Source organism: Lysinibacillus agricola (assembly GCF_016638705.1).
In the GTDB taxonomy this organism is placed as follows: domain Bacteria; phylum Bacillota; class Bacilli; order Bacillales_A; family Planococcaceae; genus Lysinibacillus; species Lysinibacillus agricola.
In genome coordinates, this window is sequence record NZ_CP067341.1 from 771508 (window position 1) to 785588 (window position 14081).

General features: G+C 38.7%; 8 protein-coding genes and 1 pseudogene. 2 read left to right on the forward strand and 7 right to left on the reverse strand.

Annotated elements, in window-relative coordinates:
* Positions 1 to 170: 170 nt before the first annotated feature.
* The gene (locus FJQ98_RS03745) at positions 171 to 2933 is read right to left on the reverse strand and encodes a DEAD/DEAH box helicase (RefSeq protein WP_082340291.1); all 2763 of its coding nucleotides are present in this window, start codon (positions 2931 to 2933) and stop codon (positions 171 to 173) included.
* Complete coding sequence (locus FJQ98_RS03750) at positions 2930 to 4504, reverse strand: hypothetical protein (RefSeq protein WP_053596423.1); 1575 nt, start codon at positions 4502 to 4504, stop codon at positions 2930 to 2932. Before FJQ98_RS03750 ends, FJQ98_RS03745 begins: the two co-directional genes overlap by 4 nt.
* A 196-nt stretch (positions 4505 to 4700) precedes the next feature.
* Here FJQ98_RS03750 and FJQ98_RS03755 point away from each other — a divergent pair, with 196 nt between their 5' ends.
* Complete coding sequence (locus FJQ98_RS03755) at positions 4701 to 5174, forward strand: hypothetical protein (RefSeq protein ID WP_053596422.1); 474 nt, start codon at positions 4701 to 4703, stop codon at positions 5172 to 5174.
* Between the two features lie 195 nt (positions 5175 to 5369).
* Positions 5370 to 6203 (forward strand): flagellin N-terminal helical domain-containing protein, encoded by an 834-nt coding sequence (locus FJQ98_RS03760; RefSeq protein ID WP_053596421.1) that lies wholly within the window; start codon positions 5370 to 5372, stop codon positions 6201 to 6203.
* Between the two features lie 50 nt (positions 6204 to 6253).
* Here FJQ98_RS03760 and csaB read toward each other — a convergent pair whose 3' ends face one another.
* The 5 genes and pseudogenes from csaB to FJQ98_RS03785 all read right to left on the reverse strand — a co-directional run bounded on the left by csaB (position 6254) and on the right by FJQ98_RS03785 (position 14007).
* Positions 6254 to 7336: a polysaccharide pyruvyl transferase CsaB gene (csaB, locus tag FJQ98_RS03765; protein ID WP_053596420.1), complete on the reverse strand. Its 1083-nt coding sequence runs from the start codon at positions 7334 to 7336 to the stop codon at positions 6254 to 6256.
* Entirely contained in the window at positions 7336 to 9249 is a 1914-nt protein-coding gene (locus FJQ98_RS03770; RefSeq protein WP_053596501.1) for a DUF5693 family protein, read from the reverse strand. The genes csaB and FJQ98_RS03770 overlap by 1 nt, the downstream gene beginning before the upstream one ends.
* Before the next feature lie 30 nt (positions 9250 to 9279).
* A pseudogene (locus FJQ98_RS03775) lies at positions 9280 to 10827 on the reverse strand (putative polysaccharide biosynthesis protein); the annotation flags it as partial.
* Positions 10824 to 11546, reverse strand: a complete 723-nt coding sequence (locus FJQ98_RS03780; protein ID WP_053596500.1) for a WecB/TagA/CpsF family glycosyltransferase — start codon at positions 11544 to 11546, stop codon at positions 10824 to 10826. The pseudogene FJQ98_RS03775 and the gene FJQ98_RS03780, both read right to left, overlap by 4 nt.
* Positions 11547 to 12117: 571 nt before the next feature.
* The gene (locus FJQ98_RS03785) at positions 12118 to 14007 is read right to left on the reverse strand and encodes an S-layer homology domain-containing protein (protein ID WP_053596419.1); all 1890 of its coding nucleotides are present in this window, start codon (positions 14005 to 14007) and stop codon (positions 12118 to 12120) included.
* Positions 14008 to 14081 lie beyond the last annotated feature (74 nt).

Sequence of the window (14081 nt, forward strand, 5' to 3'; positions counted from 1 at the left end):
CCTTTATTAATGTTGTTCATTGCTGAAGACCGCACAGCAATGATCAATTCTGACACAACTAAATATTATATGAAGTAAGTAGGGAAGAAGTAACAACATTACGCCACTGAAATTCATGAAACTAAAAAGAGCGCCAAGAACATTTCTGCTCTTGGCGCATAGAGAAATTTTTACAAATCGAGCATCATTAAATCACGAAGTTCATGATCTTCTAACTCAGTTAACCACTGGCTTGATTGAATTAGTTCTTCTGATAAAGCAGATTTCTGCGTCAGCATTTTATCGATTTTCTCTTCAATGGTACCGATTGTAACAAACTTATGCACTTGCACAAATTGTGTTTGCCCAATACGATATGCACGGTCTGTTGCTTGATTTTCAACGGCTGGATTCCACCAGCGATCTGCGTGTAATACATGATTTGCAGCTGTCAAATTTAACCCTGTTCCACCTGCTTTTAAGGAAAGGATAAATATTGGAAAATCTCCTGCCTGAAAAGCCTCTACTAAGCGGTCACGCTGCTGCTTAGGCATTGCACCTGTTAAGAACGGTGCATCTACATTATATAGTTCACTAAAACAATGCTGTAGTAATTGCCCCATGCCAATATATTGTGTAAAGATGAGGCACTGCTCGCCATTGTCCACGATCTCTGCTGCCATTTGAACGATACTTTCTAATTTCGTAGAACGAGTTAGCATTGTTTCGGCATCCTCGAAAGGTTCTTTTAAATACAAGGCAGGATGATTACATAATTGTTTTAACTTACTAAGCATCTTTAAGACGCGTCCCTTTTTTTGAAAGCCTGTTAATTGCTCAAGCTGATCGAGCGTCTCTAATATATATCCTTCATATAGAGATGCTTGCTCAGCCGTTAATGGGCAATACTCATGAGACTCTTGTTTATCTGGTAAGTTAAGCTGTAAGTGTGGGTCACGCTTTGTGCGACGAAGTAAAAATGGTTGAATTTTTGCACGCAGCTTCTGTTTATGTGACTCCGACTCATCTCGTTCTATCGGTAAAATAAATTCTTCATTAAAGCGACCGAAGCTACCTAAATAGCCCTTATGGATAAAGTCAAAAATGGCCCATAGTTCCGATAAACGGTTTTCAACTGGTGTACCAGTCAAAGCAATATGATGCATTCCCTGTAATTTACGAATTGACCTTGACTGTAGTGTTTGCATGTTTTTAATATTTTGAGCTTCATCTAGTACAACTGCTGCCCATTCCACTTCCTGTAAAAACTCAGCATCCTGTGATACCGTGCCATAGGTAGATAAAATTACATGTGGTTTTTCTCTTTCTACTAGCTGTTTAAAAACATCTTCCTTTGCTCGATTTGCCTGATAATGCGTATGCACAATTAAGGAAGGAGCAAAACGAGCCAGTTCCTTTTGCCAGTTGCCTAGCACTGACGTAGGACAAATGATTATGGATGGCTTTGTATCCTCAGCTGTTTCATAATGATGAAGTAAATATGAGATAAGCTGAACCGTTTTACCAAGGCCCATATCATCAGCAAGACATGCACCGAAGCCCTGTTCACGCATGAAGATAAGCCATTCAAAGCCCTCGTGCTGATAAGGACGTAATTCAGCTTGCAAAGATGTAGGGATCGGTACTGTTGGAAGCCCTTTTTTCTCGTGTAGCTGCTGCAGATAGGATTTAAGTGATTGCTGCAATTCGAATGCAAAAATCGGGTCATCTCGCATTGCATCATCGGCATCTTCTTCGTCAAGAGGTAAGGATAAATCCTCTGGTAGCTCACGAAATAGCAATTCACGAACGGTCCAGCTCTCATCTTCTGCTTGCTGCATCAATTCACGCATTTCATGCATCCAGTTTGCATCGACTCGAAACCATTCAGTACCAATACGAATGAATTCACGTTTCTCATCTACAAGCTTTTTAAATTGCTCAGGTGAAATGGACTGTCCATTCATAGAAAACTGCCATTTAAACGTTAAAATATCATCTAGCCCAGCAACCTTCTTTGTCGCTACATTGCCAGTACTTACACGAACACGAAGTTTTGATTGTTTTAAATCCTTTAGCCAAGCAGGTAGTACAACGTCAAAGCCGAGTGCCTGTAATCTTGCTAAATCCTCACGTAAAAATGTTCGTACTTGCAAATCCTCGAGCATAATACGGATGAAAATATCGCTACGTAAATCTTCAATAGAAAGAAGATCTACAATTTGCGCTTGTTGTTGTTCAATAGCATCAGCATACATTTGCCATTTTACTGGCAGAGCTTCAACAATTGGTAGAGACTGCTTTCGAATAGCAGGCGTCCAGTAGTTTTTGGCTGTAGCCGTACTAAGTACAGTTTCTAAAAGCCAAACATCTGAATCTTCCTCAGGTTCACTTAAGCGTAGGGAGACAGTAACTGCTCCTGTCTGTCGTTCCTGCTCCAATGGCCAGCCACCACGCGAGAAAAATGGCATAAGCTTTGGTAAATCAGACAGTAAAAGACCTGCCTGAGCAAGTTTTTGCTGCACTGCCATTTCTAATAAGGCTGTATCTATTCCGTCTATAGGGAATGTTAGCGAGGAAAAATCATCTGCAATACTAGTGTATGACCAGAGCGAGGGCTCTTGCCAATACGTTTGTAAAGCCGAAGCTTTTTCTAGCCATACCTGACTTTCTGCGTTCACCCCTTGCCACCCAATAAAAGGATGTAGATGACGCGGTGAAAAAATATCAAGAAACTCAGCGCTTGAAACTTCAACGGTATGATCCGTACGATTGGTTAATAGTCCATAGATATTCGCTTCATAGTTAAAGAATAATGAAGAAATGAGTGAGTCTGCTTCCATTGCTGAACCATCAGCAGTAAAGCCTTGTAGTGTAAAATATCCTTCCTGAACTGTTTCAATACGAAGCTGTAGCTTTTTTGAAAATGGGGAAGGAGCATTTATAGTCATCATACTAAGTTTCCTTTCTCAATTTCTTCCTGTAATGCACGAAGTCGTTTAAACTCTGCACGAATTGTTTGTATATATGTTTCAAAATAAGCAGTTTTGCCAGCACGTTTTGCTGCACTGCGCATACCTTTCCAGATTCGTACAGCCTGCTTATAGTTCATGCGTGATTTTTGTGTAATTTCAGCCATGGCATATAGATGATATAAGGGCAATACCGTTGCAGGAGCAACCTGAAGCACATCCTTTAATCCACACATTTCTAAATAAGAAAGGGAGGAGGGATTTAACTGATGGAGGGCTGCCCATTCACGAAAACGTCCTTTTTTAATAAGAAAGAATGAAAACGGTTGAAGCCCATAAACGCCAAAGGCACTATATAAAATTGTTTCCTCTTCCTCTGTAAGCTGTATATCTTCGTACAAAAACTGAAATTGCCGTACGTATTGAGCTCGTTGTACAACTGGCACAGTTTGCTGTAAAAAGACTTCAGTAAAAGGTAGCATCGCACGTAAAATGATTGACTGTGCAAGTGATTCTCCAGCACGTTTTGCAAAAGTAGCCAGTTCAAATAGGTCCTGCATATGATTTACATCAATATGTGCAATGCTTTCCTGTAATAAACTCTCTTTTTGTAGCAGTACATAAAATAGCAGCTTTAATGACTCCAAGGTAATCTCAGCTGGAGGATTCTCAAGATTGTTTATGAGTGCTAATTCCTGTTCCCGTCGCGGCCTCTCATAAAAAAGTACAGCCCAAAGCAGCATATAAATTTGTAGTCGATTAGCAAACAATCCTTGTCGTTCCAATAAAAATTCTCTGACTAATTCCTGAATCGCATTATAAAATGGGTCAGTGGCAAAAAGGCGTGATCGACCAGTTAGCTCCGTCAGTATACTCTCGAAGGATTGAACACTTTGATCGATAAAATATTTCATATAAGGAGAATCCAATGAATGTCCTTGTGTTTCATTTAAATGACGCCATATTGTATTAAAGATGGATAGCTCCATAAAAAGCTTATAAAGTGGCTGCCACTCACGCTCGAAGGGCATATGTCGTTGAAGTCTCTCCAATGCATCAGTCCGTACAGCGGAAAGACCATAACCCTCCAGAATACGGCCAGGAGGCAATGAACGTCTCATGACTTCATTGACCATCAATTGCCAGCTTTCTGGACTCCGCTCATCTGCTAATGATTTTAATTGCACCGATTTTTGCGCACGCCAAGCACTTGACCAATTTTGCACTGAATCAAAATACTGATAGAGGGCAAGCAATGCGCCAACCTGATGTCTACACCATTTCAGCTGAGGACAGTTACAGTTCAACTCCTCTTTGGCAAAATCAATTTCTACAGAAGCAGGTCTGACATCCTGTACGCTTGCATATAATATAGAACTTGCTCCATTAAAACGTTCAAAGACAACTGATTTGTTTCGTACTGAAAAAACAGCACGACGCACTAGCTCTTCGTCTTCAGTAGAGGAAGGATGTAACGCCTGTTCAGCTTCCTTTAATTTGGTAAGGACAAAATCTTGGTGTTCCTTAGCTAATTGGGCAATAGACAATGCCATAACCTCACTCCTTTCAAAATGTATAGCTAGTGGGCACTTAAATATGAATAAAAAAGACTGTCCTTCCATTATACGATTAAAATACGGACATGATAAGCTGAATGATTTGAAAGAAAAAAATCAAGGAGAAGATAGTTAACAAGATAATTAATATGTGTTAAAATCTGAATAATCAGATAAATAGGAGGGGTGAAGGATGATGCAAGTTCAATATATGAAGCCATTTTACACAAAAATCACTGGAGATAAACTGCGTCTCGTGTTTGCTTATCAATATTTCTCTATATTAAAAGAGAATGAGATTTTCCATTTCATTCCCATTGAAGGTAAAGAGATGATTATCAACTTGAATACACAGCAAATTGAAAATTTATCTGAGGTATTTGTTTTCCAAAAAGGGAATCGTTTTATCCGACTACCACTATATCAATTATTATTAATTACAAATGTTCATGAGCATCTGGCACCGATTCTTGAAAGCGCTACGCCAAAGCCACAGTTACCGCTTGTTTCTTCAGTGACTGTTGGCGAAGTAGATCAGCTTATTGCAGAATTAGAGCAGAAAAACATTGATTATTTAATAGACCAGGCATTATTAGATAACAATAAAGCACTATTTTTTGAACTGCTACAACAAAAGAACCATCAACTCGGAGGTTTCGAAAATTGAATACACGGTATTTTATTTAAGCACCCTTTTCATATATGAGAAGCGGGTGCTTTTGTATAGGTCTAAAGTTTAAAATAAAAAAACGGGTTAGAAGTTATTACTATATAGAACCTACTAAAATAGAATACATTACCAAAATATACTTAAGAGAATTAAACGTAGACCGATATAAACACTAACAAAGGTGGTGAAATCATGCTTGGGAAATGGTCAGCGACAGGGATGTCGATCTTAAACAATATGAATAGCCATTACGGTGCAATGAGCAAGGCAATGCTTCGAATTTCTTCAGGTTACCGCATCAATAGTGCAGCAGATGATCCAGCGGGACTCGCAATTTCCGAAAAAATGCGTGCGCAAATTCGAGGGCTGAATATGGCAGCGAAAAATATTCAGGATGGTATTTCCCTTGTTCAAACAGCTGAGGGTGCTTTAAATGAAACGCATGCAATGATTCAGCGCATGCGCGAGCTTGCAATTGAGGCGGCTAACGATACATTAACAGATAGTGATCGGGAGAAGCTCGATTTGGAATTTCAGGAGTTGAAAAAGGAAATTCAGCGCACCTCAAAGGACACTGAATTTAATACAAAGACATTACTGGATGGGGATTATGCTACAAACGGTATTAAAATTCAGGTGGGTGCCAACTCAGGTCAAAGCATCGAGCTGTTCATTAACGATATGGGAGCTGGAGCACTTGGCTTGGATGATACGACTTCCATTGCAACTCGTGAGGATGCCGATAAAGCCATTTCTACAATGGACGAGGCTTTAAAGCGTGTGTCAAACGAGCGCTCAAGATTAGGTGCCTATCAAAATCGTCTAGAGCATGCGTATAATGCGAACGTAAACACGGCGGAAAACTTACAAGATGCGGAGTCTCGCATTCGTGATGCAGATATCGCCAAAGAAATGATGAATATGGTGAAGGCACAAATTTTGATGCAGGCAAGTCAATATATACTGGCAATGCATATGCAGCAGGCACAATCGATTTTAAAATTATTAGAGTTTGGAAAAAAATGATGAATTTCAATTTTTATTGAAATTCATCATTTTTATTTTTTATATACCTTCTATGCCTTTGTGAAAACCTCTAATGCTAATTTTGCTGTCGTCGTTGCTGCATCTTGGAGCGCTTGAACTTTGTGACGCATATTTTCTTGAACGGTCGTTAATTGTTCAAGCACTTTTACAGATTGTTCAAACAATAAAGTTCCGTTCCAATTATCCATTTCAACATGTCCGATAATTGGTTGGTCTACGATGTCAGCAAATGCATCGATTTTCGGGTCATAAGAAATCGCAATAAATGGGGTAGAGTAGATGGCTGAAAAAATTAATGAATGCAATCTCATACCAATTAACAATTTAGAGTGACCGATTACTGCAATTTTTTCTTCGATCGATAAATCAGCGGGGGCTATGATACTCTTTTCCTGCATAAGTGCTGTTACATCTTGTGAAGACTTTGCATCATGCTCACCATGCATAGGCAAGAAGACAATCTGCTCACCATGACGTACTAATTGATCGAGGCTACTCGCTATTTTTTGCTTGTAATCTACCGTTGAAGGCCAATCACGAACACTTATAGCAATATAAGTGTTTGTTGATAAGGACTCATCTGCTAACCATTTACTATGAAAGACGCTACCATTAAGTCCAATAACTGGATCTGGCACCACTAAAGCCTCGTTTTTGACGCCAATCTCTGTTAAAAGAGATTGTGAGGCTTTATCTCTTACCGTTATTTTTTCTACCTTATTAAAGGTTTTGCGGACAATAAATTTACTTAAAGGATGATTGATTGGGCCCATGCCTTGAGCGTAAACAAATACAGGTTTTTTCAACCATTTTGCTATTTGAATAACGCCCGCATAGTAAGGAATCGTCTTCATTCCTGTTTGGTCTTGCATGAGGCTACCGCCACCACTAATGAGTCCGTCTGCTGTTTTCAGTACTTGTCTGATTTCGTTCATTTTCCAACGATTCACGGCCTTAACACCATATGTTTTTTCAGTGGCCGCTGGATTATTCGATAATACGGTAATGTCTATATCACTCTGACATTTTCGTAGAGCCTGGATAATGGAAAGAAGTATCGCATCATCGCCAACATTATCGAATCCGTAGTAGCCAGATAATACAACATGCATTATGACCACCTCGCGACTGCTTTAGAAATAAAACGGTAACCGATCTTGAAGATAAAGATAAATACTAGTCCTACGACAAAACCAAGTATAACGCTATAAAATGTACGTAATGCCGACACTTCAACAGGGATGTGTAAATGTGTAAAAGTATTAACGATAGACAAGAATCCAATAACGCCTGGTACTAGAAGGATACTGCCCCATTTTCGATTAATGCCCATCACATATAACGATAAAACAAAGAATGGGAAACCAATTAAAAATTCCTTCGTTCTTGGTCGAACATATAGGATATTCTCAAGCCATTGTCTAAATGCCAGTTCTGCATTACTAACGGAACCAGAGTTACCAGTTCGACTAATATAGAATAAACCTATACCTGCAACGACAATTACCAGTAAAACATGCCAATATTTTAAATCTCTATTTAATAATGTAACGGTATTCGAAAGTGTTTTCTTTAGATCTTTATCAACTAGACGGTTGAGTTCTAGCAGCACAAATACTAATACACCTGCGATTGGAATAATATAAACAAGCTTAACGCCTTTAAATACTTCAAAGCCTGTCATAAATGCATTGCCATTTAATAACCCAATGACAATAACGATACCAATGATGCTAATACCTACTGCTTTTAAATATTGTAGTAAGATCGAAGCAATATTTTTAGAGCCCTTAGCTGCTTTAATGACTGCATACGTTGGGGCCATAACTGCAATAATTAACGCGAAAGCTTGTAAGAAAAGTGTACTTTTCAGAAGGAAGTACGCGATGGCTAAAGCACTCATAAATAGAACAGCTGCTATACGAAGTGGCATCCATTTCACTAGTTCTGAGATAAGGAAAGTAAATACGATACCTGCTAATAAGACAAGTGCCGTTACCCATGTTGGTACCGTAACAACATCAAATAATTTTGGAGCGCCAGGCTTGAAATGATCTGGCATATTCTTATGAACACCAGTTAAATAATCAATTGTTTCCGCCAGATTTTTCTCAGCATTACCTTTTGTTTTAATATGATAGAAGATAGATCGAATATTTCGCTCTTTCACCGCTCTCGTTGTACGATCAATGCTTGCATTAAGCTTCAACTTTGTCTCTCTGTTTACATTGATGCTGTGCAATCGAATCATATTATAATCTGTATTTTTGGCAATTTTGTCTTCACCCTTAAGGGGATTGCTTTCAATTGTGTAGAAATAATAGCCTGCATTACTTAGCTGTTCAATGAATGCATCACCTGATTTTTGACCAAATCCGATTGCCTCATCCCCTGAACCAAGTAAACGGCCTGCTGATGAATCTTTTAATTCAAGCAATTGCTTAACGGTCTTTTCGTTGGCTACTTTATTTTCTGCATTTTCTACTTTAAAAATGAGGGACAGATCATGCTTGTTGATCATCTCTACTGCAAGCTTATCGTAACCGATTGGTGTTTTTAAACCATAACGGTGGTTTGAGCTCGGAAGAAAATAGAAAGACTCATCGCCTATTTGTACTTCTTCAGGCTGAATGCTGTCTTTAATAAGCTGTTGATAGCTTGTATTTTCAGGAACGCTAATATAATATCCACTATTATTGACATCTATAGCACCTTTATAAGGTGTGAAACGTAGTTGTGCCGCTAATTCATTTTCATCGTAAATGGAAATCAGGCTTTGATGTTCCATTTCCTTTAATGTTAAAGGCTCAAGGCTAACTGTTGTAAGCCCTGCATTTTTTAAAGAGGAAAGGATTTTATCCATTGTTAAATCGCTTTCCTTGTTTACTACTTGAATTTCATCATAAGGAATCACTATTTCATAGGCATCATTCGATTGCTCAGCATTCCACCTCATCATGATTCCAGGTGAAGACACGACGAGCAATAGGATGACAATTCCCCAAAGCCATTTCTGTTTCGACATAAATTTTCTACCTCTCTTATTTATGACAACCTTTTTCCCGATAATCGGGATTTTCTTTAAATCTTGTTCATGAATGGCATTCATTAGCCATAATAATAGGAAATAAATAACACATCCAATTGCAATTGCAACCGCTAGATAACCCATTGCCCACGTTCTTGACCACTTTTCAATATCAAACCAAAGTGTAGGTAAACCGACTGCAGCTCCCATTAGGACAGAAGATAGGATAATTTTGATTGTATCTTTCCCTAATACAGTGAAGCGAATTGCACGATAAATAAAAATAGAATTTACAATAAATAAAACAAAGTAAACAAATAATGTTGCATAGGCAGCCCCATCTAATCCGAACGCTTGGATAAAGAAGATATTTGAAAATATCTTTAGTACAACGCCACCAAGAATGATGATGGCTCCTGTTTTGGCAGCATTCATCCCTTGTAAAATACCTGTACCAAGTAGTGTCAGAGATGTAAATACAGAGCTAAGGTTAATAATCGCTAACATTAAGCTTCCCTCTAAGTCTGTGAAAAGAGCGAGGTTTAAAGGTAAGGTTAATGCTAGTAACCCTAAAGCAGCTGGCCAGGAAATAAGATGGGTAATACGGTGTGTTTGCTCAATAATCCCACGTGTTTCATCTAATTTACGTTCTGCTAGTTTTGTCGTAATTAGTGGAACTAGCGGTAATATGATAGAGGACGCAAAAACAGTTGTAATTTGAACAAGCGTTAAGCCTCGACCATAAATCCCATAAAGGAAATTAATTTCACTTGAGTCAGCACCAGCACTTCTTAAGCCGTACGTTACTGTAAAGGAGTCAACAAAGTTAAAGAGTGCCATTGTGACAGAACCGATGGCAATCGGAATCGATATTTTTAAAATTGTCTTACCCCAGAGTGAGAAATCGTTAAATTTATATTTCTCCTTGCTGGTTACTTTTACAGATGAGCGGAAATATTTAAAGCGTAAATAGAAGAGGGATGCAACAGCCCCAAGTACTGAGCCTGCCATAATACCCCCAGCGACAATGTCATTGGAATAATCCATTGCAACTAGGAAATAGGCAACAATTAAAATTAGAGCAACACGCACTAACTGTTCAATTACCTGAGAAATCGCAGTTGGACGCATATCCCCATAGCCTTGGAAAAATCCTCGATAGACAGCCATATAAGGAGCAACGAGCAATGTAAGAGCAACAACAATTAACGCAATTTTTGTTGACGGGCCCCCTAAAGCATTTGCGATTTCAGTTGAAAAGCCAAAAATGATTGCAAAACTTAAGACGCCAAAGCATATCGCTAGGATGCTTGCTGTAACATAAATTTTCTTCACTTGATCGGTGTCTTTTTTTGCATTGGCCTCCGCAATAAGCTTCGAAATGGCAATAGGGATTCCAGCTACCGATAAATAGAGTGCTACCATATAGACTGGATACACTAAACTGAATATACCAAGTACCTCATCGCCCGCTATATTTTGTAGCGGAATTCTGAAAATACTACCGATGACTTTAGAAAGTAACATAGCAACTGTTAGGACGAGTGTGCTTTTGACAAATGTGGACTGACTCATTTTGGTGCTCCCTGACCTTTAAATTTTAATGCGAAAACCTTTAAAGCAAATCGAGGAAGGACAAGCATTCTTCCAAAACGACTTGGCTGACGAAGCAGTCGGTAGAGCCATTCGAGATTTAATTTTTGCCAGATCATAGGAGCACGTTTGACTGTTCCTGCAATGACATCAAAGGAACCACCAACGCCAATAAATACACCTTTGCTAAATTGATCCAGATTTTCGGTAATCCATTTCTCTTGTCTTGGCACACCTAATGCAACAAATACAAGGTCAGGCTTTAATGCAGCAATTTCACTCGCAATATCATTCTTGTTCCAATCAAAAAACCCATCATGATAGCCTACTACGTCAACATTTGGATACGTTTGATTGATATTTTTCACAGTCTTTTCAAGCGTTTCATTTTGCGCGCCTAATAGATAGATCTTAAAGCGCTTTGTATTGCCGACTTCTAAAAGTCGTACCATCGTGTCGTAACCAGTGACACGCTCAGGAAGCGAATCACCAAGTATTTGTGCAGCCTTCACAACGCCAATACCATCTGCACAGACGTAAGTAGCTTTCTTCAGATAATTCATGACAGTAGGATTTTCATTTGCCTGCATCACGACTTCTGGATTTGCTGTAATAACGAATGTCTTTTCTTCATGTTCAATACGATTGACGAGTAAATCAACAAACCCTTGCTGATTAATATGTAAAAAGGGTACGCCCATAATCGTTACATGCTTCATATAGTGTTCAAACCTTTCTTTAACCTTTTTCACTGCAATCTATCATACCACAAAAGCAATATTGACAGGAAATTTTCGATGATGGTTTGACCTTGCCGTCAGGAGAATAATATTGGATGAATTGTGAAGAAGAAGGGGAAGAGAAGCGCACTGAAATAACTACAGCATATTCGCCTTATATTAGGTTTAGCACTAGAACGGAGGCGTTATCACAGGGCATGATGGTTTTAGCTTCGTTCCTCTATTGCTGATCTCAAGGAGTCCTCCAATCAACTTTTTGCACGAGCTTATATTATTACCAAATTGTATGTTCAATTTTACATTGATCAAACTATTACCATTACCTTTCAAAAGACGGTAAAAGCGATAAGATAATATGAGAACATAAGCCTAAAAATTTGAGTTTCTTCTATTATATATAGCATATAAATGTTATAAGGAAATGAGCGTATCATCATGGGGGGGATTTGAGTTTTTTACGGATTTAAATAATTGAGTGAGCATAAAGAAAGAGTGCGAACAAAAATTATTCGCACTCTACTATTCTAAAAACCTATTTTGAATCAAGTGATTTGTTATTTACAATATAATCACCAAAAACCCATCCTGTTTTGCCATTAAAGATAACCTGATACCAGTTACCGTTTTTCACAAAATCACCATTGTCATCTACAACACCAATGATAAAGCTCTTTGGTTTTACTGTACCTAAAATGGAAGACGTAGTAGATGGCTCGCTTCTTACATTCAGCGTAATGTTCATATCGACAATCTGCAATCCATTTTTCAGATTTACATAATCTTTAAATAGCCAACCTTCTTGTCCATTCACTTTGACTTTGTACCAACCACCATTTTCACCGAGTACAGTGAACGATGTATCCTTTGGTAATTTCGTGATGATGGAAGAAGGATCCGCTGTATTCGGATAAGTTCTCATATTTAGGTCGTCAACCGTAGCCTGTCCAGTGGCCCCAGCTAAAGCTGTATCTACCGCATATTGCTTTGCAGGAGTAGGTAACGAAGCAGGGGAAGACTGGTTTTGATAGACAGGAACGTCAAATACTAAGTTAGTCGTAGTATTGGCACCAGTTAATTCATAAATGTCATAAATCTTTTGCGCTTGGAGCACTGCCCACATAACATGAGTTGCATACTGATGGACCGTTGGGTTTTCAGGATTCCAACGTATTTTATACAATGTGTCCTGCCCTTTACTAATATATTTATCTGTCACGAATTGTGCCCCACCAATAATAGCATCATTGATCGTAAACCATCCGTTCGTATAAGCACGTTCAGCACCATATTTATTGGCGTTTCCATCACTGGCACCAATGCCATATACATTGTAGGTTTTCTTAATAGCAGTCAGGCTACCTCGATTTTCAGCCGTTACCATTACTGGTTTGCCATCCTTATCCAATCCAACTTCAATACCCTTTGCCAGTGTAGAAGCTCCATTGCCTGTTTCATGTAATGCATGTGATACCAAATAGATGGCATTCACATCATGAGTAACACCTGCCTGTATAAAGGCATCAGCTGTACCGACTAAGCTTCCTTTATTAGAGAGAACTTTTTCGTTAATCACTTTTGCATTTAAATTATTAACAGCCGTCGATAATTTTAAAAATTGATAATAGGAAGGACTATCCTGCATAAAACTTTTAGGGTGTACATAGTATGACACTAGTGCGTCGCTAGCTGTGAAAACACCAGCACCATCTACTTTTGGGTTATTCTTTGCCTGTTTATCCACCACTGCCGTGTAGTTCTGTGAGTAGTTGGTAGTGGTATATTGCTTGCCACCAACTTCAGGCGCTTCAGGTTCATTAGGCTCATCTAAATGTATTAATCGATAGAGTACAGTAGCTGACTCAGCACGTGTTGCTTGGGCAAGTGGCGCAAATGTATTATTCGGCTTACCAACTATCAGCCCTAATGACACCACGGCTTGTACATCGTTATAGGCCCATTTAGCAATACTAGCATTGTCATTAAACTTAAGAGGGGAGGTATTCGTCTTAATGTTTAGGTAATCGAGAGCCCCTTTTAGCATGGAAGCCATTTGCTGACGATCAATGTTATCCTTTGGATTAAACTTTCCTTTGTCATCGCCTTTAACTAATTGATAGTAACTGGCTTGCTGTATGACATCGTAATACCAATCACCTTCACGTACATCCGAGAATTTAGGCTTAGTAGATACTTCTGGTAAGTCAAGTGCTCTTACGAGAAATGCAGTGAATTCAGCACGAGTGACGGAATCATTCGGGCGATAATTGCCTGAATCATCACCTTTCATTAAATCGTGTGTAATAAGATAGTTCATTTCATAGTAGGCCCAGTGCTTAGAAATATCTTCTGCTGCTACATTTGTAGGTGCTAAATATAACATTGCAATAAGCATGGCCCCGAAAATAGAGAATTTACCTTTCATTCTTTCAGCTCCTTTTAATAGTTGATAAGATCCTATCAAACTATCCAAAGTTTAGCATAAAAATAGGCAATTTA

Bases quoted from the DNA above. Each gene is read 5' to 3' on its own strand.
- FJQ98_RS03745 (WP_082340291.1), bottom strand. From the start codon at position 2,933: ATGATGACTATAAATGCTCCTTCCCCATTTTCAAAAAAGCTACAGCTT.
- FJQ98_RS03750 (WP_053596423.1), bottom strand. From the start codon at position 4,504: ATGGCATTGTCTATTGCCCAATTAGCTAAGGAACACCAAGATTTTGTC.
- FJQ98_RS03755 (WP_053596422.1), top strand. From the start codon at position 4,701: ATGATGCAAGTTCAATATATGAAGCCATTTTACACAAAAATCACTGGA.
- FJQ98_RS03760 (WP_053596421.1), top strand. From the start codon at position 5,370: ATGCTTGGGAAATGGTCAGCGACAGGGATGTCGATCTTAAACAATATG.
- csaB (WP_053596420.1), bottom strand. From the start codon at position 7,336: ATGCATGTTGTATTATCTGGCTACTACGGATTCGATAATGTTGGCGAT.
- FJQ98_RS03770 (WP_053596501.1), bottom strand. From the start codon at position 9,249: ATGTCGAAACAGAAATGGCTTTGGGGAATTGTCATCCTATTGCTCGTC.
- FJQ98_RS03780 (WP_053596500.1), bottom strand. From the start codon at position 11,546: ATGGGCGTACCCTTTTTACATATTAATCAGCAAGGGTTTGTTGATTTA.
- FJQ98_RS03785 (WP_053596419.1), bottom strand. From the start codon at position 14,007: ATGAAAGGTAAATTCTCTATTTTCGGGGCCATGCTTATTGCAATGTTA.